This is a genomic window from Leptospira johnsonii (assembly GCF_003112675.1).
In the GTDB taxonomy this organism is placed as follows: Bacteria; Spirochaetota; Leptospiria; order Leptospirales; family Leptospiraceae; genus Leptospira_B; species Leptospira_B johnsonii.
Genome location: NZ_BFAY01000005.1, coordinates 256,039 through 280,675, shown reverse-complemented (window position 1 = coordinate 280,675; position 24,637 = coordinate 256,039). Strand labels below are relative to the sequence as shown.

The following is a 24,637-nucleotide window of genomic DNA, read 5'->3' as shown; positions in this document are numbered from 1 at the left end:
GAAGAAAGCGATTATAGGACCGAATCATAACGATCTCACCAAAATCCTGAATTCTCCAAAGGTTTCAGAGTGACCTTTTAGCTCTTTTAGATCCTGTCCAGACAAGAGTGCGTTGCCAGGAGAGCTGCAAGGTTCGACTGCAATCGCAGAACGATCGGGTTTTGTATAAATTTGATAATAATTTAATGGAATTTGTCCTTCTTCCGGAGGAGGACTTAAGATAGTAATAGAATATTTTTTAGTTCTATTTTCTAAAACCACTCTAGGTTCTTTTCCGTAGAACAAATGATCTAGGGTTGGGATCTTCTCTCCTTCTAAAATGGAAGAGATTGGATTGGAAAGAAACGGTTGGATCGGAACTAAGTTCTCTCCTAATTCCAAATTTTTGTCCAACTTAAGATGTAGTTTCCATTCTTCATTATTTTTTCCTAAATTCAAATAAGGATGATAACCGTAGGCAAATCGAATAGAATCGGATCTCAAATTATTAAATCTAGTCTTCACACTTAGAAGAGTCCCGGAAGATGTCTCTTCGATTGAATATTCTTCTCGGATGGCGACTCCGGAAATCGGAGAATCCTTCCATTCTTCAGGAAACATGACTCTGAACTCTGCGCCCTTTTGGTTATTCTTGAGTTTCAAAAGTTTTCTTTCTAGAGAATGTACTAAACCGTGAACCGGAAATCCGTTGGGATCTCGGATCAATTCCTTTGCATTCCACTCTTTACCGTTTAAAATAAATTCAGATGAAGCATGTCGATTCACCCAGGGGAACATGAGAAAATTACCGGATTCGAATATACTTACATTTTTATCGTAAGGAAGAATAATCGGGAAACTTTCTTTGCTAATTGGATGGATCCAGTCCCAAGAAAACCACTGGGTACCGTCGGTCAAAAAACTAGAATTCTCTGTCCGAAATTCATACATTGCGGGAAGGAGGTTGGGAAAACTAGCTGAGAGGGAAAGTAAAAAACGGATCTGAGACTTTTTTTTGGACGCCAAACAGAAAGGAAAGGAATTGAAGCGATACCTAGGCCTCCCAGAATGGGCAGGAGGCTTGCAGATGAAATTCCTATTCCACAAATCCCTTCTATTTGTATTAGGAATCTTGTTCTTAAGCCAATGTTTGTTTCTTTCTTTCCCGAACCAGACTTCTCCTATTCCGAAAGAAAAACTAGTCACAGGTTCTTCTACAGAAAGCCCGGATAAAATATTACTCATCCCGATCGAGGGTGAGATCTCCGATAAAAAATCCTCAGGTGGACTTTTATCCGGAGAAAAGGACAGCATAGTCAGTAGGGTCAAAACCTATTTGTCCATGGCATCAAGAGATCCTGAGATCAAAGGAGTGATCTTAAAAATAGATTCTCCTGGGGGATCCGTAACTGCGAGTGATCTCATCCATCACGAAATTTTAGAATTCAAAAAGAAGAAGAATGTACCTGTCCTTTCCCTATTTATGGACACAGCAGCTTCCGGTGCATATTATTTAAGTATGGCCACAGACCATATCCAGGCTCATCCTACTACGATCACTGGTTCCATCGGAGTTCTTAGATTCGGGATCAATGTGAAGGAAGCATTGGACAAATTAGGAATTAAAAGTAGCACAATTCGTTCCGGTCCAAACAAGGCCACCGGAAACCCGGTGGAAGAATTCACACCTGAACAAAAGAAAGTTTTCCAAGACATTATCATGGAGAATTACGAAAGATTTTTGAGCATCATCAAAAAGGGAAGACCTAAGCTAAAAGAATCTGAGCTTAGAAAACTAGCTGACGGAAGAATTTACTCCGCAAACCAAGCATTGGAAACCGGACTCATTGATTCTATAGGTTATTTCGAAGATGCAGTTGTGCAAGTAACCAAACTTCCGGGTTATAGAGCTTCTTCTACGCAGACTCCAAGGATCGTATTCTATTCTTATAAAGGAGTTCAGCCGGAAAACTTCTACCAAATCGATAGCGATACCGAAACTGGCCCTACACTTTTGGAATCATTGTTGCCTTTCCGGATCTCTCCAGATCATAAATTGCATTATCTATTTTCACCCGAATAAGGTTTTCATAAAAAAATTCTAAAATGCTTTTTAACTCCCTACCCTATCTAGCTTTATTTTCGCTAACTTTTCTATTGTATTGGAGCCTTCCCCAAAAAGGAAGAAAACCTCTACTTTTAGTTTCTTCTCTTCTTTTCTATTTTTATTCTGGCGCTGCATTCTCCGTTCACTTTTTACTCGTGATCGCAGTGAACTTCTATTTTTCACTCAAACTTTGGGAGAAAAAAAGAGAAGGTAAATCCACATCTAAACTTCTGACCTGGATCATAGTCCTCAATTTCGTTAACCTAGCATTCTTCAAATATTTCTATTTCTTTTTGGATTCACTGGACTTCTTTACGGGTACTGTACAATTTTCCGAATTCGGAAAAGGGATCCATATTCCTCTTCCACTCGCGATCAGCTTTTATACATTCCAGTTGATCGCATTGCAGGTGGATATCCATAGGGACCATGTTCCGGAAAGGATCTCTGCATTAGATTATTTCTTATTCATTCTATTCTTCCCTCAGTTGATCGCAGGACCGATCATGAGGACTACAGACTTCCTTCCTAAACTGGACAAACCTGCAATCGATTTCAATCGGGTTCAATGGGGGATTTTTCTCATTCTTTCCGGTTTATTTAAAAAGGTTGTGATCGCTGATAATATTTCAGGGATCATTTCTGGGATTTACCAACACCCAGGCGAATATAATTTTTTCAGCCTGTATCTGGTAACATTCGGATTTGCATGCCAGGTATATTGTGATTTCAGCGGGTATACCGATATTGCAAGAGGTTCTGCTTACTTACTTGGTTACGAGATCCCTGAAAACTTTAGAGGGCCTTTCCTTTCTCCAAGTTTCAGAGAGTTCTGGGGACGTTGGCATGTTACCTTATCTACTTGGCTCAGAGACTATCTCTATATTCCGCTTGGTGGAAGCAGAGGCGGCTTCTGGAGAACTCAAGCGAACTCCATGATCACAATGACCCTGGGAGGTCTATGGCATGGTGCGAACTTCGGCTACGTGCTTTGGGGTGCTTATTTAGGTCTGATCTTGGGAGTCGAAAGATTTTTCTCCCCTGGAGATCCTAAAAAAGAAGAAGAGCCAAGAGGCTGGAAACGTTTTTGGAAAGTGGCTCTGATCATACATTTATTTGCAATCTCAGGTATCTTCTTCCGAACTGCGGCTGCCGGTAAAAATTCACTGAGTTTAGCTTGGGACTATTTTACAGGATTCTTAAATATCGTAGGTGGAAAGGCATTGGTCCGCTGGGAAGAATTGGCAGCATTCATTCTATTCACCTTTCTCTGGAATGCGGTTCAATATTACCCAAGCATCCGAGAAAAAATACAGATCCGATTTCGTTGGTTATTACCTTCCTTCTCCATCATTATACTTTTATTAATGGGTATATTCGGGGACGGAGGTGGAGAATTTATTTACTTCCAGTTTTGAGAATATTTCCGGTTTGCCTTTCTCCAGCCTTGCACGGATTTTGGAGAAGTAGAAGCTGGAAGAGAAACTTGCATATAATGTGTCTCTTTCTCTGGATTTTCCTATGAAAGACATACTGGCGATTCTAAGAATACTTGTACTTCTTTCTTTTTCCTTCGGCTGTTTTCCCCCTTCTTGGATCAGGGAACTTCCCGAAAAACCTGAGTCCTCCAGCGATATAATTCTGAAGGGAATCTATGCCAAAAAACTTCCTCCCTTCTCCCCTTTTACTTCCGTGACATATAAGGAAAACCAATCAGAAAGATTGGAATTTTCGAATTCAGAAAAATCTTTCCAAAAATACTACTTGAGGGAGATCGAAGAAAAGGGAGAAATCCGACGAATCCAAATAGAAGGATCCGGAACATACGAGTCCAGGGGGAATTGGCTTCTACTTATCACTCAAAAGATCAAAAAAGAAGAATCCATTTGGAAAGATGGAAAACAAATCTTAAGGCAGGAAATAAATTTCCTGGAATCTTCTCACAAACTATTGTATCATTACGATCCTTCTAACGATTCCCTAATTCCTATGATCTATGAGTCCGGATACAGAGAAAAACCTTTCGGTGTAGTAGAAGGCACAAATACACCGTATGCTGAAGACGAATTATTTCGGATCTCTCGCAGGAATTATTCCAAGAAGGAATACCAAGGCCATGCCTATTTTAAGATAAGATGAGAAGTTCTACTACGATCAAGCAGTACATGAAAGATGCCTGGCCGGTCCTGATCGTGCTGAATCTTTCTATTATAGGTTGTTTGGGAATAGGACTCAAATTTTATACTCCGCCTGTCCGAGTTCCGATTGTTTTACTTCTAGTATCTTGTTTTACATTATTCATTAATTTTTCTGCATTCGTTCTGTTTCTAACTGAGAAGATACTCCCAAGAGAACAGGAATTCGGAAAGATCATCAAACGTTTCCGTAGAGGGGACAGTAGGATGCAAAACTACGTTCTTCCTCTGGACTACGTTGACGAAAACTATGAGATCCGCGGAAGGTGTATGACCTATAACCCTATCGGTGGGGACTTCTATAATTTCCTAAAAGACAATGAGGGAAATTATTGGATGGGGATCGGAGATACTTCCGGTCACGGGTATGTGGCGGGCTTATTCAGCCTAATGATCATGAACCAAATGAGCCATCTGGTCCATAAATTCGAAACTCCTCATGAGATCATAGACCAGATATTGGAACAATTAGAAGAAAGAACAAACGCCTTCCCTCATATTCACAGAAGTTTGTATGCGACCTTCCTACTGATGAAGGCTGATAATAAAGGAAATTTTCACCATTCTGGGATCCACCCAAGTCTAGTTTTATATAAGAGCAAAGAAGACAAAACCTATGTACTAAGTACGGACGGCAAATTCCTTTCTACAGTGATGAATTCTCCTCTTAAAAAGCCGAAACCTTCCCAAAGTTTTAAAATGGATAGGGATGATATTCTGTTCTGTTTTACCGATGGTCTATTCGAACAAAAGAATAGAAGTATTGGCGGATACTATGGCGAGAACTTATACAAATTTTTAGAAACGGCTCCCAAGAAAAATATCCGCAAACTAATAGACGATCTATTTTCCGACGTTGTAAAACATACCGGCGGAAGAATCCAAGACGATATGACTCTTCTTGTGATCAGAAAATTTTAAGGTCCTAATTTACTCTTGAATAAAGAGAATAATTTTACGACTCTGTAAGAATGGACCATGAATATTGGGTCGTACGACTTTCAGGAATCCTACTCTGGAACGAGAGAGACATTCGTAAAATTTTAAGGGTCGTTTCCGACAGTAGTCTTGTAACAGGACTTACGGAAGAAGAGACCTTGGACTTTTTGCAATACGGTTTCGAAGAAGAGTTAGATTCCTTAAAAGAGACCTACGACTGGACCCAATTCAAAAAACAACTGGTTTCTAAACTTTCCAAAAGAGAGACAATAGCGCCAGGTCTTTCCGTTTTACATCCGGATCTACTAATAGAAGAAGATTAATCCTTTCGTAAGTTCCCATGATCTACTTCGAGGGAGAGAACTATCATTTTTTATTTTGTAATCCTGATTCTGTAGCAAGGGTGCATTCTAAAATTTCTCCCTTTTACGATTTTCCTTTAAGGGAAATTGAAGAACTTCCTTATTTATATTCGCAGGCAGCACTCATCCCAAAGTTTCTATATGAGTTGGAATACGATCGTAAAACCACTCAAAGTTCCGCAATCAAAACTCCTCCTTATTTAAAATTAGCAAACAGTTTGCTGTATTCTGAAGATTCTAAATTTCCAAAAGATTCCGAGGAAATTTTTCAAGGCTCTCGCTATACGATTCGTTCCAATCCTTATCCTATCGTAGGAAATCCAACTGCACCTATTCTCATTCTGAGAGAAAATCTACAGACCCAAATCGGAAGTATCCAAACCGGAAAGTTTACACTCTATAGAATGTTCCGAAAAAGAATGTTCTCCACAAAATATCTTTCTCTTAGAGATATTGTGAACCCTGAACTGAATGAAGAAGAAGTGATCAGAAAAATAGAAGATCTATATTTTGATCCGGAAAGTAAAACGTATTTATTTCGTTTGGTAAAGATCTTATACGCAGGTACTCCTAGAGAAGAACAGGAGCTGGTGTCTAACCTATTCACTTATGAGATTGAATTCGCAAAATTTTTAAGGGACCGGATCTTCTCCATTGAGATACTTCCTTTGATACATGGACCATTTTTAAATTCTATTCTAAATAAATTGGATGAAAGGATCTTAAAGTATTCGGTCGCAAAACTTTCTCCTCCGGTTCGTAAAATGGTAGAGAAGAATGTTTCCAAGAACAAATGGAGACAGATCTTAGATGGTCCGAGTAAAAAACCGGAACCAGGGGAATCCTTTCCAGAAATCGTGGAGAAAGAAATATTCAGACGCTTTTCCAGAAGGATCTATTATGAAGAAGGGAATTTCCCGGTATATAAAGATTCTGCAGAAGAGGAAACTTCCAAGACTCCAATAGAGTTCGAAGGAATACACTCAGAGAAGTTTAATCTGAATCGAACTTCTAACCAAATAGAACTTTATGCTGTCACAAAGGACAAAATCCTTTTTCGTATCTTGAAATATATGGAAGTCGTTCGAATCGATATCTATCTTTCCAAGAAGGAGAGAGACCAATATGAGTTTTTTAAAATTTCTGCGGATTCTATTTTAGAGATCCCTAAATACGATCAGGCAAAACTAATCATAGGAGCAGGCATCAACTCCGAAAGAAAACCCTTGGAATTTAGCCTGCTCTCTTTTTCTTACTAATTAAGATTCGGAAGTGAGTATTCTTTTTACGGAATTCTTCCAGACTCGGATCTCTTTTTCTCTCAAACTGGAACTTAGCTTAGGAGTAAATTCCTTACTTGTTTTTTGGTTTTTCTTCAGATCGTTTACGGAAGAATAAAAACCTCGTTCCAATCCAGCAAGATATGCCGCACCCAAAACGGTTGTATCCAGGTTAGAAGGCCTTACAATCTTCTTACCTAGTATATCCGCTTGGTATTGCATGAGCCAATTATTAGCAGTAGCTCCCCCATCCACTTTTAGGACTTTCAATTTCGAGCCAGTATCATTTTCCATCGCTTCCACTAATTCATAAGATTGTAATGCGATTGATTTTAATGCTGCCCTGGTGATCTGTTCTTGTGTGGTATCTCTAGTCAGGCCTAAGATCGCACCTCTCGCGTTCATATCCCAATAAGGCGCTCCTAAACCGGAGAATGCAGGCACAAAGACTACCTCATCGTCCTTGGTAACGGAAGCGGCCATTTTTTCTGAAAGTTTGGATTCCTTAAAGAATCTAAGATTGTCTCTGAGATACTGGATTACAGCTCCACCGATGAAAATAGAACCTTCTAGGCAATAGACCGTTTTTCCTTCCGGGCCGCAGGCAAGAGTCGTGATCAGATTGTTTTTAGAAATTTGTAATTTGTTTCCTGTGTTAAAAAGTAAAAAACATCCGGTTCCGTATGTATTCTTTGCTTCTCCTGGTTCCGTGCACAATTGTCCAAATAGCGCTCCCTGTTGGTCTCCTACTAAAGAAGAGATTGGGATCCCATCAGGCAGGCCTTTCACACCTTCCGTTCTTCCGAATAGACTACTGGAGTTATGGGTTTCAGGAAGAATAGCCTCAGGTATTTGTAAGATCTTTAATAGTTCCTTATCCCATTCTTTCTTTTCAATATTGAAGATAAGAGTTCTACTCGCGTTCGTATGATCCGTTTTATGGGATTTTCCGGCAGTCAAACGATACAATAAATAAGTATCGATGGTCCCAAACAGTACCTTTCCTTTTTCTGCTTTTGCACGAACACCTTTTACATTGTCCAAGATCCATCTGATCTTGGTCCCGCTGAAATATGCGTCTACTACGAGTCCTGTTTTTCTTCTGAATGTGGGCTCTAAACCTTCTCTCTTTAATCCGGAGCAGAAGTCGGAAGTCCTACGACATTGCCAAACGATCGCGTTGTAAACCGGTGCGGCAGTATCCTTATCGAATAATACGGTGGTTTCTCTTTGGTTGGTAATCCCTATCGCTACCGCTTTTTCCGGCTTTAACTTTCCGTTGCGAATTGCCTTAAGGATAAGCTTTTCAGTTTTTGCCCAGATCTCTTCAGGGTCATGTTCCACCCAACCGGGTTTTGGAAAGTATTGTTTAAATTCGGAATATGCGCTTGAGATCACGGTCCCGGATTTACTAAAACAGAAAGTACGTATACCGGTGGTACCGGCATCTATTCCGATGATATATTCACTCATTCGACTTCTCCCTGATCGATTGAATTAAAGATTAAATTTGGATTTCCAGACCTTCTCTTGCCATGATGATCTCTAATTGGTTGTCAGGATCAAACATTTCTTTGTATTTAATCGCACGCAGATACACTGCATCCAATTTTTCATCATCATAAGAAGGATCATGGTGAAACATTACTAATTTTTTAACATTCGCTCTAAGAGCTATGTCTGTCGCCATGGAAGCGGTGCTATGCCCCCAATCGATTTTCTGTAAAGACTCTTCGAAAGTATACTGGGTATCGAATACCAGAACGTCTGCACCTCTGAAATAGTTCAGATAATCTTCGATATTTTCCATCTCGTCCAAATTGAATTCCGCATCCGAGGCAAAGATAAGTGCCTTACCGTCTTCTTCAAACCTATAGGAAAAACTTCCACCCGGATGGCGGACCGCTTTAGAGATTGCGGTGATTGAATCCGTGACTCGGAAGGCCCTTCCCTCTGGAACATGTCGGAATGCTTTCTCTGCTTGGAAACCGTCGAAAGGAACTGGAAAATGTGTGAATGTATGTTGGTATCTCAATCTTTCTTCGAGATTTTCTACCGAACTTACGAACTCGAATTTATTCCCTGGAGTATACAAAGGAACAAAGAAAGGAATCCCTTGGATATGGTCCCAATGAGTATGGGTGAAGATCCAAATCGCCTTTCCCTTACCGACACCGTAGCCCTCGTGTAAGATGGAGTTTCCCAGTTCTCGGAGTCCTGTACCTCCGTCTATAATAACAAGTTTATCTTCCTTGTCCCGGATCTCTATGCAGGTAGTATTTCCACCGTACGTGCTCCAGTTGGAGAGTGCCAAGGAGTCCAAAAAATCTTCGATAGCCTCCGGACTTTGCAGGTCGGACGGAGACGCCAAGCTAAGGATCCTCAGAATTTTAGATCGAATCAGGTCGCCCTGAACGGGGGAAGAAATGGAGCCCCGCACTCCCCAGAATTTGATCCGCATACAGTTTTAAATATCGTCCGAAACCTTAAGTTCCGCTACAAAATCGAGCACTTAGTTTTACCGAATCAGTAGTTTTTGCGAGCTATTTCTTATTTTATTTGAAATAGATTTAGATCCCTTTTTGTTCTAAAAAAGAGTTTACCTCCGCTTTGCCACAAATTAGTCTATTGGCTCGGGTTCCCTCCCGGTTTGGAAATTTATTCTCAGTTTTCTGAGAAGATCCGTTGTTTTCTTAACCCGAGGATAGTCAGAGAAATAGAGATCGGAGCCACTCATTGGAAGGTTTTCAAACAGATGTATCCCTAGAAGAGGGGTCTTGCGTAGTTAAGATCCAAGGGAATGTAAGCCTAAAGAACGCATTTGCGTTAAAAGAACTCATCATTCGCCAGTTTGACGAGGGTCATAAGGATATTATCCTAGACTTCGAAGGGGACGTATACTTAGACTCTTCCGGGATTGGTGCCATCTTCAATACCCAAAAATACGTCACTGAAAGACATGGACATCTGAAACTTAGAAATCTGAGCAGAGATGTGATGACTATTTTAAGGATCGCTAATCTAGACAAACACCTAGACATTATCCAATAAAACCAGCTTCTGTCGTTTTCTATAACCTATGTTGGAAGTTCTTAAGTATTACACGGATAGTCCTCTCCGAAATTTTACCTACCTAGTCAGAGAACCGAATTCAAATAAAACTCTCTCTATAGATCCTTACGATCCGGATCAAATTTCCCAAGTTTTGGAGAATAAGTCCTGGGGTCTGGACTATATCCTAAACACTCACGAGCATAATGATCATACGTGCGGAAACGATGGACTTGTTTCCAAATACGGGGCTAAAGTATTATCTCATCCTGCGGGGCTCGGAAAAATCCCTCATGCTTCTCACGCTTTAGAAGAAGGAGAAAAAATTTTACATAGTCCGGATGGGAATTCTTATCTAAAAGTGATTTATACTCCCGGCCATACTTTTGCGCATGTTTGTCTTTTGCAGATAGAAAATGGAGCTCCTTACGCGGCATTTACGGGAGATACGATCTTCAATTCAGGTGTAGGAAATTGCACCCGAGGCGGAGATCCTAAAACACTATATGAAACTGTCTTAAAGGAATTCAAAGATCTTCCAGGAAACGTTAGATTGTATCCAGGTCACGATTACCTCAAAAACAATCTAAAATTCAGTCTTTCTATTGACCCTAAAAATCAAGCCGCCGCCCAAGCATTGTCCAAGGCGGAGAAACTAAAAGAAGACCAAGAATTTTGGACCACGAACTTTTCGGAAGAAAGAACATTCAATCCATTCTTCCTTGTGTTTGACCCAAAAGAAAATCTGGTCTCCGGTATACGAAATAAAATGAAAAACCTCACCTTGGCTTCTGACCCTCAAACCCTGTTCATTGCGTTGCGATCTTTGCGGGATAAATGGTAGAAGTTACTAATATCTTCTTTTTATTTTTCCGAATCCAGTACAAACAATATCTAATATTTTGTATGTAAGAGAGAATACTCTGTAAATTTTTGAGATTTATCTGAGACTCTCTCCAAAAGAATCCTTTTCCTATAGAAGCATCTCGTTCTCCATTGAATTAACCGCATGAAAAAGTATGATATTCTCGTAATAGGCTCCGGAGGAGGAACAAAACTAGTCACACCTCCTTCTAAACTTGGTTATAAGGTAGCTATTTTAGAAAAAGATCGTTTGGGAGGGACCTGCTTGAACAGAGGTTGTATCCCTTCTAAAATGCTCATCCATCCTGCGGAAATTTTAGCCCAGGCAAAAGACGCTTCCAAATTCCAGTTAAGCATCCCGGGTCCATTCTCCGTAGATTTTAAGACATTGGTAGAACGGGTCTCCGCAACAGTGGATGCAGATTCTGATAGCATCCTCCCCGCTTACGAAAAAAATTCCAATATAGACTTTTATCCTCACGAGGGAAGATTCGTGGAGAATAAGGTAGTAAAAGTAAACGGTGAACTACTTACCGCGGATCGTATCTTTATTGCTGCGGGATGTAGACCTTCTATCCCTGATATTCCTGGTCTTGCAGGAACTCCTTATATGACAAGCAGAGAAGCTCTCAGAAGAACTGAACTTCCGAAAAGGCTTTTGGTCATTGGCGGAGGTTATATAGGTCTGGAACTTGGATTTGCATATTCTGCATTCGGATCTAAAACCACTTTTATCGCTCGCAACAGATTGCTTTCCCATGAAGACAAAGACATCATAGACGGTTTCGAAAAAGCATTCTCCAAAAGAGAAGATGTTCGTTTGGGAACGGAAGTGAAGAAGGTAGACTATAAAGATGGGATCTTCCGTTTAGAATGTAAAAATTCTAAGGAAACCTATACATTAGAAGGAGACGCTCTACTCGTCGCAACCGGGATCAAACCGAATACAGATTGGTTGGATCTCCAACACACGGATATCCAAACCGATGAAAAAGGTTATATCAAAACCAACGAATATTTGGAAACCACTGCAGACGGGGTTTATGCCTTGGGAGATATTATTGGAAAGTATTTCTTCCGACACTCGGTAAACTTTGAAGGAGAGTCCTTATTCCAATCTCTCTATGTTGACAAACATAGAACCCCGGTCGAATATCCTCCGGTTCCTCACTCAGTATTCACCCATCCCCAAGTAGCAGCTGTGGGAAAAACAGAACAACAATTGAAGGAAGAAGGCACCGAATACATCTCGGCAATCAATCCATATTCCAGCAGTGCGACAGGAATGGCTAGACTATCCGAAGACCAATTCGTCAAAATATTAGTAAGTCCTAAAACCAGAAAAGTCCTTGGAGCCCATATCCTAGGGGAAGAGGCTTCTAACCTAATTCATCTTTTTATACTCCTTATGACAATGGGTGGGACTCTAGAGGACTTGCTAAAGATGATTTATGTTCATCCCGCTTTGCCTGAAATTGCAAGAAACGCTGCCAGGAAAGCAAGAGAAATCTTAAGCTCTTCCTGAAGCCAAAAGATTGTCTAAACAGGGCTTGTTCAAAATCATAGAATTGGAGCGGTTTTTCGCGGATGAACAAAGCCTTAGAGATAAAAAATTTGGTGAAGACCTATGCCGGAGGGGTGCAGGCCTTAAAAGGGATCGATCTAACCGTGGACGAAGGGGACTTTTTTGCCCTTTTAGGTCCGAACGGTGCGGGGAAGTCCACTACGATCGGTATCCTCAGTTCGCTAGTAAATAAAACTTCGGGAGAAGTGAAAATTTACGGAGCGGATATAGATACTCAACTTACATTAGCAAAATCTTATATTGGGGTTGTGCCCCAGGAATTCAATTTTAATATTTTCGAAAGAGTAGAACATATAGTTATCAATCAGGGAGGATATTACGGTCTTTCCAGAAAGGTGGCAGTAGAAAGAACTCATAAGTATTTAAGCCAACTAGGACTGTACGAAAAAAGAAAAGAAGGTGCAGGTAGACTTTCCGGGGGAATGAAAAGAAGGCTCATGATCGCAAGAGCCCTAGTCCATAATCCAAAAGTTTTGATCCTGGATGAACCCACTGCGGGAGTGGACATAGAGTTCAGACGTTCACTTTGGGACTTCTTAGTAAAGCTAAACGAGTCCGGGATCACGATCATCCTCACTACACATTACTTGGAAGAAGCAGAAAATCTTTGTAAGAAGATCGCAATCATCGACCAAGGAAAGATCGTAGAAAATACTTCCATGAAGGAACTTTTAGTCAAACTAGACTCCCAGACATTCGTATTGGACCTAAAACAGCCTATGCCTTCTCTTATTGATCTAAATGGATTTCATTTGAACAAAGTGGATGATCTTACTTTAGAAGTGGATATAGGAAAGAATAATTCATTAAACGAGCTTTTCCGTCTTTTGGATAAGAGCGGGATCCAAATATCAAGTATGAGAAACAAGTCCAATCGTTTAGAGGAATTATTTTTGAAACTGGTGGAGAAAAAATTATGAACTTCCAAGAAAAATTCAACGCATTCTCCACAATCGTTCGAAAAGAAACAGTTCGTATCCTAAGGATCTGGATCCAAACGTTGATCCCTCCTGGCATTACGATTTCCTTATACTTTCTGATTTTCGGAAAACTGGTGGGATCTCAAATTGGAGATGTAGGAGGTCATACCTATATCCAATTTATCGTTCCGGGCCTTGTAATGATGTCGGTAATACTGAACGCTTACAATAATGTGGTCTCTTCTTTTTTTGGAGCAAAATTCGGGAAAAATATCGAAGAACTTTTAGTGTCCCCTACTCCTGCTTATTTGATCGTGCTCGGTTATTCCATAGGAGGAGTGATCCGCGGGGTTTTAGTGGGATTTATTGTAACACTAGTTTCATTATTCTTTACCGAATTGAAATTGTATGATGCTGGGATCGTAATCGTCACGGTAGCGCTTTCCGCTTTGATGTTCTCTATGGGTGGATTTTTGAATGCATTGTATGCAAAAAAATTCGACGACGTAACCATCATTCCAACATTCATTCTGACTCCTTTGACCTACTTGGGTGGAGTATTCTATTCGATTAAAATGCTTCCGGATGCTTGGCAGATCGTTTCTAAGTTCAATCCTATTCTTTATATGGTGAACGCATTCCGTTACGGATTTTTAGGAGTAAGCGATATCGACCCTTTAGAAGCGATCGGGCTTTTAGTGGTAGGTACAATTCTGCTCTATTCTCTCTCCGTATTTTTGCTCAGCCGCGGATATGGAACGAGGACTTAAAAGTTATGCAAGATATATTTGTAGAAATGGAAAGACTTTTGAGAAATGGACTTTCTCCCTCCGAATTAAGGATAGAGGATTTTTCGGAACAACATGCAGGTCATTCCGGAAACCCAACCCGCAAAAAAAGAGGGACCCATATCCGGATCTTCATCACGAGTCCTGCGTTCCAGGGAAAATCCCTTTTGGAACAGCATCGGTCGGTATACCAGATCATGGATCCATTCCTAAAAGAATGGGGAGTCCATGCTCTAGAATTAAAGACCTCTATCCCTTAGAAAAAAGATTGTCCGGGAAGAGATTCTAAAAAGAGCTGATACTATACGAGTCTAAGAAGTAAAAGATGACTGTCCAAGAAATTCGGGAAAAAATCCAAGCAGGACTTCCGGGCTCGGAAGTAGAGATCCAAGATCCGTACAACGACGGAGTACATATCAAAGCGATCGTAAAGTTTTCCGGATTTGCCGGAAAGTCCATCGTGGAACAACACAGAATGGTGTACGCCACATTAAAGGACGAATTGAAGGCAGAGGTCCATGCTTTAGGACTGGAAACCAAGGTATAATAAATAACAGATAGGAACAAGTATCATGGATAAAGAGTTACAAGATAAGATCAAAGGGTTGATCGATTCTAAAAAAATATTTCTGTTTATGAAGGGAACTCCTGACGCTCCTATGTGCGGTTTTTCCGCAGGGGTGACCAATGTTCTCAGAAGTCTGGGTGCGGATTATAACTCGTTTAACGTTCTATCCGATCAAAACGTGCGAGAAGGGATTAAAGAATTCGCAAACTGGCCTACTATTCCTCAGTTATACATTGACGGAGAATTTATAGGCGGTCACGATATAGTCGTGGAAATGGCAAAAAGCGGAGAACTCCAAAAAAAGATCGGTGCCTAATATGATGAAACTCTTCCAATACGATACATGCCCTTATTGCGCTTACGTTCGAGGGCATTTTTCCGAATTAGGCCTGAAAGAGGGTAAGGATTACGAATTGGTAGAGGCTAGCAAAGGCACACCGGGCAGAGAGGAGGTCCTACGTTTAGGAGGCCTCTCTCAGGTTCCTTTCTTAGTAGACGGTGATATCAGAATGTACGAGTCCAGAGACATCGTGGACTATGTAAAAAGTAAGATCCAAAAATTAGGAAGTGTATCCTAATACGTCCAAAATTTTCTCTCCCACCTTTCTATTCTTACCAGAATAAGGATAATTATGAATGTATAATACAGGATTAAAGTTCAACTCTAAGATCCTATAATCTCCTTCAGACTCCAGATCTTTTACTATAATATCCACACCACAGATCTTCGCCTCAACAGCTTTTGCAGCTTCCACAGCCAGTTTTTTGTAAGAAGAATGCGCGATATCGGTCACGTCTACTGAATCCCCACCTGTGCTGATATTAGAGTTTTTACGGACAAAAACTTTTTCTCCGGTACCTGGAATGGATTCGGGAGTTCTTCCAGATTCTTTTAGTACGTTTATTTCAGTCTCATCCAATCGGATCTTTTCCAGTGGTGTAATATGCCCTACCCCTCTTCGGAGATCAGAGTTCTTTTCTTCTATCAATTCTCTGATGGTTTTTTTTCCATCACCCGTAACATTCGCAGGAATACGATTGCAGACCGCAACACATTCGTCTCCAATCACTAAGAACCTGTATTCGTTTCCTTCCGCAAATTCCTCTACGATAGCGGTTTCTGAAAATCCGAGTGCGATTTCCAATGCCTTCTTCTTTTCTTCTACGGAAGAAGAAGGTGGAAGAATACTAATTCCAATCCCAAAATTCGTAGTCACCGGTTTTACAACCATCTTTCTATCCGAGTTTTTGTTTAAGAATTCCAATCCGGAGTTCAGATCGGAAACTGCAATTCCTTTTGGTACAAGTATATTCGACTCTTCTAAAATACGTTTAGTGATGGTTTTGTTTTCCATTACTAAGAAGGTCATATAGGAATCCAGTTCCGTTTTGGAAGCTTCTTTTATGAGTCTTGTGACTCCTTTGCCTTTCAGTCGGATAAAATGGCTGGGACGATCCAAAACTTCTACTTCTAAACCTCGATTGAGAGCGTCTCGGATCACGATCTGAGTGGAAATTTCCAGATCCTCGAATCCTTTTAGGATAAATTCATTCGGATCTAGTTTTTGTCCCGGTTCCAGTTTATATTTCAATGGTTACAGATCCTTGCAGTAGGATTCTTTCTTACTTTTTCGGATTCTTCTATTTTCTCTTTTTCTGCCAAAGACTTTTGCACTTCTTTGACGAACATATTAAATTTCCCCGGAGTAAGTTCCATCTGAGATTGATTTCTATAATTTTCTTTCGCCAAATGAATTCCAAGGTCCCGAAATTCCCAACCTTCGTTTATGATACGATCCATCAATTTACCGGAAGGAGTATATTTGGGATCTTCCCAACGTTTATTCATTATATTTAATATTTCTTGGTAGAATCTTTTACCAGTATGGCGATCTAACTCTTGAGCGATAGGTAATAGGCTTTGGGTGAATTCTTTTCCTCTAGTTAGAAAATCCTCTTCCTCTCCATCGTCGTCCAAAACCTTTAATCCCGGTTTTCTTCCTTCCCAAATGATCCTTTTTGTATTTTCTCTGATCCTAAGTCTTTCCTTTTGGTCTATGGACTTACTTTCTTTCAATAGGCCGTCGAGTAACACCATCTGTATATAGCCAAGGCTTGGCTTATGAATTCCAGTGGGAGATTCAGGTTGAAGATCCAAACAACGGATCTCAATATATTGGATTCCTCTACTTTGGAGCGCATCTAAAGGTCTTTCGTCGTTTTTAGGGATCTGTTTTGGTCGGATCGGCGAATAAAATTCATTCTCTATCTGCAGATAATGATCGTTGAGCTGGTTTGGAATTCCGCCAAACGGTTGGTATTTAGAATAAGGAGTACTGACAGCGTAACACATCCCGTCAATATATTCCTTTAAGGAATTATAATTGATAGGAAGTTCGTCTTGCACCTTACTAGTGTATCCGATCTCACTCATTCTCAAAGAAGTAGCATAAGGCGCGTAGTAGGTATGCTCTTTATGTTTTACAAAAGGGAAATCGCTAGGCACCGGCAAGAATGTTTCGTCAAAAACAGGAGTAGCCCCAGTTAAATATAGAATTTCGGGAACCCTTCTCATGAAATTGCGAGTAACTGAAAGATATAACTCCGAAATTTCCTCTTTCTTGAACGCCTGAATCTCTTTTCCTAAAATTTGTTTTAAGAACAGATTAGAAAATGAAAAATTATAATGAACTCCTGAGATCGTCTGCATCCTTCTTCCATAACGAAGACCCAAACCATTTCTATAGACCGTTTTCCATTCTCCAGAAAAAGAATGACCATACTGTCCGAGAGGAATGTCTTTATCTTCCTTAGGAAGAATCGGAGGCATACTGAATGGCCAGATCCACTCTTCCTTTAAATGTCTAGATGTGAATATATGCAGATCTTGTAATTCTCTTACGATAGCTTCGATCCGAGGCCTAGGATTTGTCGCAAATTCAAGTTGAGGTTCCGAAAAATCAGTCTTGATAAAATGGTTGGTCAGACTGGAACCTAAGGATTCCGGATGAGGAGTAGTGGCAATCCTTCCGTCGAAAAATATGCGCATACTTTCCTTTTCCAAACCGTGTTTTGCTTTTACAGCATGACGCAGATTCGGACATACCGGAGTTTTGGCGGATCGATTCATTTTATATTCCTAAGTCTTTTCTTTAATATTATTCTCCCAAAGGGATTCCATCTCCCCGTGGGTCTGCCGCACCATACAATGTTCCGTTCTCTCTTTTTACGCAAAACAGTTTTGCCATATTATTTCCGAGTCGAACTTCGTGTTTTTTCGCCTTCAATTGGTTGAAAGTTGCAGTATCGGTCGCCGGTCCTTCTATAGAAAGAGCATCCGGGAAAAATTGATGGTGAATTCTTCCCCTGGCAACTGACTCGTACAATGTAAGATTTAAATCTAAATTAAACAATATAGATTGTAAAACTGCATTTACTATGTAAGACCCACCAGGAGCACCTGTGACTAAAAATGTTTCTCCATTTTTCAGAACAATAGTAGGAGACATGGAACTCAAAGGTGTTTTTCCAGGCTGGATAGAATTTGCTTCAGCCCCAATGAGACCATATACGTTAGGCTCTCCAGGTGAACGACTGAAATCATCCATAGTATCATTTAGAACAAAACCATATCCTTCCAATACAACTGCAGCACCAAATCTATAATTGATAGAATGTGTGGTAGAAACAGCATTACCTTCCGCATCCACTACCGAAATATGAGTGGTTTGAGGAGATTCCGCTCTTAAATTCAATCTACTTAAGTATGTGGAACTAGGAGTGGCTTTACCAGGATTAAAGTCCGAAATTTTTTCTTTTGCGTATTCGGAAGAGATTAATGTATTCACAGGGATCTTAGTAAATCCGGGATCTCCGCCAAGAACAGCTCGATCAGAATATCCTCTTCTCATGACTTCCGCCAAGAAGTGATAATAATCGCTCTGAGAAAAATCGAACATTGAATGAAGTTCTTTCGTTTCCAACATCTTCAACATGGTAAAAAGATGAACTCCGGAAGAAGGAGGGAACATCGTCCGAATATTATAATTTCTGTAAGTGATTTCTAAAGGTTTTTCTTCCCTTACCTTATAGTTTCTCAGATCGTCGAAATGAATGGAGCCACCATTTGTAGAGACTTCTGTAGAAAGTGCTTTTGCGATCGCCCCTGTATAGAAGTCCTTATCTCCCGTTTCAGAAATGATCTTAAGGGTCTTGGCAAGATCTTTCTGAACGAATTTTTCACCAGACTCAGGAACCTTTCCTCCAGGAATGAAAATCTTTTTCATTCCTGGACTCATGTCTTGTTCCGATTCTTGGATCGCTTCCGAAAGATCCGGATATACTATGAATCCTTCTTCTGCTAATCGGATCGCAGGTGCTAAAACCTCCTTTAAGGGAAGTTTTCCGAACTTTTTATGGATCTGAACAAGACCGGCCACCATCCCGGGAACACCCACGGATTTATATCCGAGTAAGGATTCTTCCTTAGGACGGCCTTTATACATATTACGATTCGCTAATGAAGGTGCCCTTTCCCTGAAATCAAAAGCGTATGACTTTCCGGATTTTGCGTGATGATAGACTAAAAATCCACCACCGCCAATCCCTGTGGAAGAAGGACGAGTAACGGAAACTGCAAAGGAAGAAGCCACAGCCACATCGATTGTATTTCCTCCCTTTTTGTAAATTTCCAGTCCCACCTTGGAAGCATCTATGGAATCCGTCGAGATCATGATCTTCTTGGATTCCGCAAATAAGGTGTTTGGATCTATCCCGAACTTAGGAGCCACAAGGCTCTGGGTAGATACTTCCCTTCCTTCGATGAATAGTACATTCTTCTTACAAGAACCAAAAACAAGAAGGACTAGAATCGAAAATAGTAAGAAACTTTTGGGACTAGGTCTAACGGTTCTAAAAGACATTATTTTTCTCTAGAACGGAAGACTAATTTAAGTTCCTCGTTTTGTATTTCCAAATTCACATCCCCACCGTTTTTTAATTCTCCGAACAGGATCTCTTCGGAGAGTTTTTTGGAAATATTAGAGTCAATCCACCTTTGGACAGGCCTTGCACCGAACAAAGGATCATAGGATTTTTTAGCGATCCAAATCAGCACATCTTCTCCATAATGAAGTTGAATATTTTTCTCTTTCAATCTGATTTCCAGAAGTTCCAGTTGTTTACGGACCACCTTAGAAACTGTTCCTTCATCCAGAGCAGAGAACTCAATAATAGCTGTAAGCCTATTTCTAAACTCGGGAGAAAACTGTTTTTCAATAGCCTTTAATCCTCTGTCAGTCAAAACGGTATTATCGAATCCTAATGGATTAGAAGCTCTTTCTCTTGCACCTGTATTTGTGGTCATAATCAGAATGACTTGTTTGAAATCCGCTTTTCTACCATTATTATCCGTGAGAGTGGCATGGTCCATGATCTGCAAAAGAATATTATATATATCTTCGTGAGCCTTTTCAATCTCATCCAATAGAAGAACACAATGAGGGGTACGAACGATCGCATCCGTCAATTGACCACCCTGCTCGAAACCAACATAACCAGGAGGAGAACCGATCAGTCTAGAAACAGTATGTTTTTCCATGTACTCGCTCATATCGAATCGGATGAATTCCACACCCAAAATAGCAGCGAGTTGTTTGGATAATTCCGTTTTTCCAACACCTGTAGGTCCTGCGAACAAGAAAGAACCCACAGGTTTTCCCGGCTCTGACAAACCACTTCTGGAAAGTCGGATTGCTTGCACGAGTTCAATTACTGCCTGGTCCTGCCCGTAAATTTTGCGTTTTAATTCCTCGTCTAGGTTTTTGAGTTTTTCTCTATCATCCGCCTTTACAGTTCGTGGAGGGATTTTAGAAATTTTTGCGACAAGTTCTTCAATCTCTTTTACACTTACGATCTTTGACTTGGAACTTTCTCTGAGTTTTACCTTTGCGCCAGCTTCGTCTATGAGATCGATTGCCTTATCAGGAAGTTTACGATCTAGAATATAACGTTCTGCAAGTTTTGCCGCTTCTTCTACGGCCCCTGAAGAATATTTTACGGAGTGGAATTGTTCGTATTTAGGAAGAAGTCCTTTTAAGATCTGGATGGTCTCTTCTACACTTGGTTCATTCACTTCTAGTTTTTGGAATCTTCTAGATAAAGCATGGTCTTTCTCGAAGATCGCTTTATATTCCTTATATGTTGTAGTTCCAATACAACGAAGTTCCCCATTCGAAAGTGCGGGTTTCAAAAGGTTAGAAGCATCCAAGGATCCACCTGAAACAGCACCCGCACCTATGATCGTATGGATCTCATCCACAAATAATACATTATCCGGATCGGAAGAAATTGCCTGCACAACATTTTTCAGTCTTTCCTCGAACTCTCCTCTGAACTTGGTTCCGGCAAGAAGAAGTCCCATATCCAAGGAATATACTTTCGTATTTTTTAATATATCCGGGACCTTTCCGTTTACGATCTGAAGTGCAAGTCCTTCTACGATCGCTGTTTTTCCGACTCCCGCATCTCCAACGAAGATAGGATTGTTTTTTCTTCTTCTGGCAAGGATATGGATCGTTCTTTCTATCTCCTCTGCTCTTCCGACCAAAGGATCTAATTTTCCTTGGCTTGCTTTTTCAGTCAGATTCACACAGAAATCAGACAGAGGATCTCCGCTTTGTTTTTTGGAAGATTCGTCCGTGGAATTGCCTTCTCCTACCTTCTCGCCTGACTTTTTGATCCCATGAGAAATATAACGCACCACATCGAAGCGGGAAATATCCTGTCTTCCTAAGAAAAAGACCGCATGCGACTGATCTTCTCTGAACAAGGAAGCGAGCACATAACCTCCATCCAATTTTTTCTTTTGGGTGGACTGAACGTGAAATGCCGCTAACTGAAGAACTCTTTGAGCACCAATCGTATATTCAGGCTCTATCTCTCCGAAAGATTCCGGAACCGATTCCATTTCAGTATCTAAATATTCTTTTAACTCGGAACGTAACTGTTCTAAGTCCGCTCCGCAGGCAATCAGAACCTCAGCTGCGATCGGATCATTTGTTAAGGAGAGAAGAATATGCTCAAGCGTGATGTATTCGTTCCTTCTTTTGAGAGCCTCGGTCCTTGCTTGGCCCAGAGATTTTTCCAGTTCTTCTGATAAGGTCATGATTCTTCCCCCTCTTCTATTTCCATCTGGCAATGCAAAGGATGTCCATGCTCCTCTGCGAGTATATGAGTCTCGTTCACTTTTGTCCTGGCAACATCATGAGAATAGACTCCGCAAAGAGCCTTTCCGGTTGTATGTGCTTGTAGCATAATTTGTTCGCTCTCGACCTGGGTCCGATAAAATACCACTCGCAAGATCCAAACCACGAATTCCATAGGAGTGTAATCGTCATTCAAGATCACCACCCTATACTTAGCCGGTTTTTTAAGTTTCAGTTTCTCTTTTGTGAGAACCTGTTCTTCGGTCTTTAAATTGCTCATTGGTCTTCGGATTCTCCCCTCAGAGCCTCATCTTTCAATGGGGAAGAAAGATTGGTTTCCCGAATCATTTCCTGCATATGCATTCTTTCGCTTTCTAAAAAACGTTCAATCGCATTTCGAGCTTGGTTATGGAAAATAAAATGAGAGCTATAAGTAGGAACGGCAGGAAATCCTCTTAAAAACTTCTGCTCTCCCTGGGCGCCGGCTTCAAAAATTTCGAAACCATTCCTGATCGCGTATTCAATTGGAGCATAATAACAACATTCGAAATGTAGAAAAGGATAATGTGAAGAAGAGCCCCAATATCTTCCATACAACTTCTTTCCCTTTTTCAGATTAAATGTTCCGCCTATCGTGTTTCCGTCCTTCTCCGCTAAAAATAAAACCAGATTTTGGGAAAATTTTTCCAAAATGATCTTAAAAAATTTGCGGTTCAAATAGGGAGATCCCCATTTTCTGGAATAGGTCTCCGCATAAAAATTATAGATGGAATCCATATCATTTTCAGAAATTTCTTTCCCTTCTTTGCATATGATCCGAATGCCAGATTCTCTAATAGTTTCCCTTTCCTTTTTGATCTGTATCCTTTTTTTGGATCTAAAGTCCCCCAGAAAATTATCGAAACTTGTATAACCTCTATTCTTCCAATGAAATTGATGAGTGATCCGAGTGGAAAATCCCCTTTTCTCTAATGCCTTAGCTTCTTCTTCCTGTAAAAAAAGAAAATGAATACTGGAGAGCCCTTCTTTCCTTGAATTCTCCAATAAAGGAGGAAGTAGGAGGTCCAACGCCTCTTCTGCAGACACATTATTTCTTCTTAAAATTTTCTTACCGTTTACCGGGGTGAAAGGATAAGCCACGAGCCCCTTGGGATAGTAAGAAAGTCCGTTCTGAGAGAAAAAATTAGCCCAAGAATGATCGAAAATATACTCACCATAAGAATCGTATTTATGATAAAAAGGGAGGGAAGAATGTATCCCGCTCTCGTCTTCCGCCAGCCAATACTCTGGATGCCAACTAGTCCTTCCACCTACGCAGGAAGAAAGTTCCAGTGAATATAAAAATTCATGATTGGAAAAAGGATTTTCTGGATCGCCTAAAAGATTCCATTCCTCTGCCGAAATTTCTTGGAGAGAGGACATCCTGGTGATCTTCGTTTGATTGGGCATTTTCTATTTCTTGGACGTCTTGGAGCCTTCTATCGTTCTCTCAGACTCGGAAAAAAAACGTTTCAACTTTTCCAGAGAACGATGGACAATCACTTTTACGTTGGATTCGGAAAGGCCAGTGGTTTCGGAAATCTCTCGAACCGATTTCCCTTCCAGTTTTGCCATGGTCAGGATCCTTCTTTGTCTGGGTTCTAGAACGTTTAACCAGGATTCCAGTCCTTGTTGGACCTCCCACTTGTCTTCAATAGAAGTTTTTACTTCCTGGGCAAAACCTTCCATCTCCGTGGAAACCATTCTATCCCTAGTCCCTTTCCTTCGGATATAGTCTATGGTCTTGTATCTGGCGATGGAGAAAAACCAGGGTGCAAACGGTTTTTCCCTTCGATAAGTTGCTCTGGCCTTATGAATACCGATCAGAATATCCTGAATGAGATCCTCTCGATCTTCCTTGTCACGAACCTTATAGCTCAGATGATTGTTTAAAATTTCCCTGCATTTGGAAAGTAGGAGTTCGTATTCCTTGGAATCTCCGTCTTGAGCTAAGCGCATTCTTTCCGAAAGAATTTGCCAGATATCTTGCTTTTCCGCCATGTAACCTTATGCAGTTTGACTCGAATGGATTTGTGAGTCGTATAAAGAAAGCTATTGGACTGGATTTTTTAAGGATGTCCAATCTTTCTTACAATCATATGGAAAATCTAACCTGGGAGGAAGCATGTCAAATTCAGAATCGGACAAGACCAAAAAGCTGATCCAAACATTAAGTTCCGACCTGGAAAAAGGGAGTCTGAACATTTTTACCCTTTTTCTTTCCTGTTTGGGGTTAGTGTTTTTGGGAATCCTAGTTGGATGGGCTGCTTCCAATTTATCAGGTAGACTAAACACATTCCCGGGTTGGTGGCCAGAACCTGCATTATTATTGGTGTGGGGAATTTTCTCCGCTTATCTTTTGAGTAAACTTGCCTTTCCTGAGGAAACTTCGACTTGGATCTTCTGGGCGGCAGGTGTTTTTCTATTCGCTTGGATCGCATTGATCCTAAGTCGGTTTTTTACGGAAGAAGTTCCGTCCCATATTCATCTGGGACTTTGTCCCGCAATTATAGCGAGTACTTCGATCTTCTTTGGAGCCGGGGCTTGGTTTCTTTTTAAAAATACTGCGAGTTCTAGACCGGGACTTTCCGGATTCTTGTTTTTAAATCTTTTATTAGCAAGTTCTAATCTATGTCTGAAGTTTGTATGCTCCGTCCAAGATCCTTCCCATATTTTGATCTCTCATCTTGCATTCACTTTGGTTTGGATTGGCGCATTATACATTCCGATCCGAAAAAAATTCAGTTGGTAAGCT

26 protein-coding genes are annotated in these 24,637 nt (G+C 40.6%); 16 read left to right on the top strand and 10 right to left on the bottom strand.

What is annotated here, in order from left to right; genetic code table 11:
• Nucleotides 1-24: 24 nt before the first annotated feature.
• Nucleotides 25-897 carry an aldose epimerase family protein gene (locus LPTSP_RS02555; protein WP_108927468.1) on the bottom strand — a complete coding sequence of 291 codons (873 nt, stop codon included), beginning with the start codon at nucleotides 895-897 and terminating at the stop codon, nucleotides 25-27.
• 169 nt (nucleotides 898-1,066) lie between these two features.
• On the opposite strand from LPTSP_RS02555, the gene sppA reads away from it, so the two are divergent.
• From sppA to LPTSP_RS02525, 6 genes are all read left to right on the top strand, one after another.
• Complete coding sequence (gene sppA, locus LPTSP_RS02550) at nucleotides 1,067-2,062, top strand: signal peptide peptidase SppA (RefSeq protein WP_108927272.1); 996 nt, start codon at nucleotides 1,067-1,069, stop codon at nucleotides 2,060-2,062.
• A 23-nt stretch (nucleotides 2,063-2,085) separates the two neighbouring features.
• Entirely contained in the window at nucleotides 2,086-3,504 is a 1,419-nt protein-coding gene (locus tag LPTSP_RS02545) for an MBOAT family O-acyltransferase (RefSeq protein ID WP_108927271.1), read from the top strand.
• Between the two features lie 103 nt (nucleotides 3,505-3,607).
• Nucleotides 3,608-4,225, top strand: coding sequence for a hypothetical protein (locus LPTSP_RS02540; RefSeq protein WP_108927467.1), 618 nt, complete (start codon nucleotides 3,608-3,610; stop codon nucleotides 4,223-4,225).
• Nucleotides 4,222-5,202, top strand: coding sequence for a PP2C family protein-serine/threonine phosphatase (locus tag LPTSP_RS02535; protein WP_108927270.1), 981 nt, complete (start codon nucleotides 4,222-4,224; stop codon nucleotides 5,200-5,202). Before LPTSP_RS02540 ends, LPTSP_RS02535 begins: the two co-directional genes overlap by 4 nt.
• Before the next feature lie 50 nt (nucleotides 5,203-5,252).
• The gene (locus LPTSP_RS02530; protein WP_108927269.1) at nucleotides 5,253-5,543 is read left to right on the top strand and encodes a hypothetical protein; all 291 of its coding nucleotides are present in this window, start codon (nucleotides 5,253-5,255) and stop codon (nucleotides 5,541-5,543) included.
• A gap of 17 nt (nucleotides 5,544-5,560) precedes the next feature.
• Nucleotides 5,561-6,841: a hypothetical protein gene (locus LPTSP_RS02525; RefSeq protein ID WP_108927268.1), complete on the top strand. Its 1,281-nt coding sequence runs from the start codon at nucleotides 5,561-5,563 to the stop codon at nucleotides 6,839-6,841.
• Here LPTSP_RS02525 and glpK read toward each other — a convergent pair whose 3' ends face one another.
• Together glpK and LPTSP_RS02515 are read right to left on the bottom strand one after the other, a co-directional pair.
• Complete coding sequence (gene glpK / locus LPTSP_RS02520) at nucleotides 6,842-8,335, bottom strand: glycerol kinase GlpK (RefSeq protein WP_108927267.1); 1,494 nt, start codon at nucleotides 8,333-8,335, stop codon at nucleotides 6,842-6,844.
• A 31-nt stretch (nucleotides 8,336-8,366) separates the two neighbouring features.
• Nucleotides 8,367-9,323, bottom strand: coding sequence for an MBL fold metallo-hydrolase (locus LPTSP_RS02515; RefSeq protein ID WP_108927266.1), 957 nt, complete (start codon nucleotides 9,321-9,323; stop codon nucleotides 8,367-8,369).
• A 275-nt stretch (nucleotides 9,324-9,598) separates the two neighbouring features.
• Here LPTSP_RS02515 and LPTSP_RS02510 point away from each other — a divergent pair, with 275 nt between their 5' ends.
• The 9 genes from LPTSP_RS02510 to LPTSP_RS02470 all read left to right on the top strand — a co-directional run bounded on the left by LPTSP_RS02510 (nucleotide 9,599) and on the right by LPTSP_RS02470 (nucleotide 15,216).
• The gene (locus LPTSP_RS02510) at nucleotides 9,599-9,913 is read left to right on the top strand and encodes an STAS domain-containing protein (RefSeq protein WP_100766781.1); all 315 of its coding nucleotides are present in this window, start codon (nucleotides 9,599-9,601) and stop codon (nucleotides 9,911-9,913) included.
• 28 nt (nucleotides 9,914-9,941) lie between these two features.
• Nucleotides 9,942-10,757 carry a hydroxyacylglutathione hydrolase gene (locus LPTSP_RS02505; protein ID WP_108927265.1) on the top strand — a complete coding sequence of 272 codons (816 nt, stop codon included), beginning with the start codon at nucleotides 9,942-9,944 and terminating at the stop codon, nucleotides 10,755-10,757.
• Between the two features lie 165 nt (nucleotides 10,758-10,922).
• Entirely contained in the window at nucleotides 10,923-12,302 is a 1,380-nt protein-coding gene (locus LPTSP_RS02500; RefSeq protein ID WP_108927264.1) for a dihydrolipoyl dehydrogenase, read from the top strand.
• A 62-nt stretch (nucleotides 12,303-12,364) separates the two neighbouring features.
• Nucleotides 12,365-13,282: an ABC transporter ATP-binding protein gene (locus LPTSP_RS02495; RefSeq protein WP_108927263.1), complete on the top strand. Its 918-nt coding sequence runs from the start codon at nucleotides 12,365-12,367 to the stop codon at nucleotides 13,280-13,282.
• Entirely contained in the window at nucleotides 13,279-14,052 is a 774-nt protein-coding gene (locus LPTSP_RS02490; RefSeq protein WP_108927262.1) for an ABC transporter permease, read from the top strand. The genes LPTSP_RS02495 and LPTSP_RS02490 overlap by 4 nt, the downstream gene beginning before the upstream one ends.
• Nucleotides 14,053-14,057: 5 nt before the next feature.
• The gene (locus tag LPTSP_RS02485; protein WP_108927261.1) at nucleotides 14,058-14,330 is read left to right on the top strand and encodes a BolA family protein; all 273 of its coding nucleotides are present in this window, start codon (nucleotides 14,058-14,060) and stop codon (nucleotides 14,328-14,330) included.
• A 65-nt stretch (nucleotides 14,331-14,395) separates the two neighbouring features.
• Nucleotides 14,396-14,617: a BolA/IbaG family iron-sulfur metabolism protein gene (locus LPTSP_RS02480; RefSeq protein WP_100705987.1), complete on the top strand. Its 222-nt coding sequence runs from the start codon at nucleotides 14,396-14,398 to the stop codon at nucleotides 14,615-14,617.
• Between the two features lie 25 nt (nucleotides 14,618-14,642).
• Nucleotides 14,643-14,954, top strand: a complete 312-nt coding sequence (grxD, locus tag LPTSP_RS02475; protein WP_108927260.1) for a Grx4 family monothiol glutaredoxin — start codon at nucleotides 14,643-14,645, stop codon at nucleotides 14,952-14,954.
• A 1-nt stretch (nucleotide 14,955) separates the two neighbouring features.
• Nucleotides 14,956-15,216 carry a glutathione S-transferase N-terminal domain-containing protein gene (locus tag LPTSP_RS02470; RefSeq protein ID WP_108927259.1) on the top strand — a complete coding sequence of 87 codons (261 nt, stop codon included), beginning with the start codon at nucleotides 14,956-14,958 and terminating at the stop codon, nucleotides 15,214-15,216.
• On the opposite strand, the gene gshAB is transcribed toward LPTSP_RS02470, so the two are convergent.
• The 7 genes from gshAB to LPTSP_RS02435 are packed head-to-tail and all read right to left on the bottom strand — an operon-like array spanning nucleotide 15,199 to nucleotide 23,883.
• On the bottom strand, nucleotides 15,199-16,230 hold the full coding sequence (gshAB, locus tag LPTSP_RS02465; protein ID WP_108927258.1) for a bifunctional glutamate--cysteine ligase GshA/glutathione synthetase GshB: 1,032 nt from the start codon (nucleotides 16,228-16,230) through the stop codon (nucleotides 15,199-15,201). The two genes, LPTSP_RS02470 and gshAB, sit on opposite strands and share 18 nt — an antisense overlap.
• Entirely contained in the window at nucleotides 16,227-17,768 is a 1,542-nt protein-coding gene (gshA, locus tag LPTSP_RS02460; RefSeq protein WP_108927257.1) for a glutamate--cysteine ligase, read from the bottom strand. Before gshA ends, gshAB begins: the two co-directional genes overlap by 4 nt.
• Nucleotides 17,769-17,796: 28 nt before the next feature.
• Complete coding sequence (gene ggt / locus LPTSP_RS02455) at nucleotides 17,797-19,560, bottom strand: gamma-glutamyltransferase (RefSeq protein ID WP_108927256.1); 1,764 nt, start codon at nucleotides 19,558-19,560, stop codon at nucleotides 17,797-17,799.
• Entirely contained in the window at nucleotides 19,560-21,803 is a 2,244-nt protein-coding gene (clpA, locus tag LPTSP_RS02450; protein ID WP_108927255.1) for an ATP-dependent Clp protease ATP-binding subunit ClpA, read from the bottom strand. The genes ggt and clpA overlap by 1 nt, the downstream gene beginning before the upstream one ends.
• The gene (gene clpS / locus LPTSP_RS02445) at nucleotides 21,800-22,123 is read right to left on the bottom strand and encodes an ATP-dependent Clp protease adapter ClpS (RefSeq protein WP_108927254.1); all 324 of its coding nucleotides are present in this window, start codon (nucleotides 22,121-22,123) and stop codon (nucleotides 21,800-21,802) included. The genes clpA and clpS overlap by 4 nt, the downstream gene beginning before the upstream one ends.
• Complete coding sequence (locus LPTSP_RS02440) at nucleotides 22,120-23,292, bottom strand: GNAT family N-acetyltransferase (protein ID WP_108927253.1); 1,173 nt, start codon at nucleotides 23,290-23,292, stop codon at nucleotides 22,120-22,122. Before LPTSP_RS02440 ends, clpS begins: the two co-directional genes overlap by 4 nt.
• 3 nt (nucleotides 23,293-23,295) lie before the next feature.
• Nucleotides 23,296-23,883, bottom strand: a complete 588-nt coding sequence (locus LPTSP_RS02435) for an RNA polymerase sigma factor (protein WP_108927252.1) — start codon at nucleotides 23,881-23,883, stop codon at nucleotides 23,296-23,298.
• A gap of 124 nt (nucleotides 23,884-24,007) precedes the next feature.
• Here LPTSP_RS02435 and LPTSP_RS02430 point away from each other — a divergent pair, with 124 nt between their 5' ends.
• The gene (locus LPTSP_RS02430) at nucleotides 24,008-24,634 is read left to right on the top strand and encodes an NrsF family protein (RefSeq protein ID WP_108927251.1); all 627 of its coding nucleotides are present in this window, start codon (nucleotides 24,008-24,010) and stop codon (nucleotides 24,632-24,634) included.
• Nucleotides 24,635-24,637: the final 3 nt, after the last annotated feature.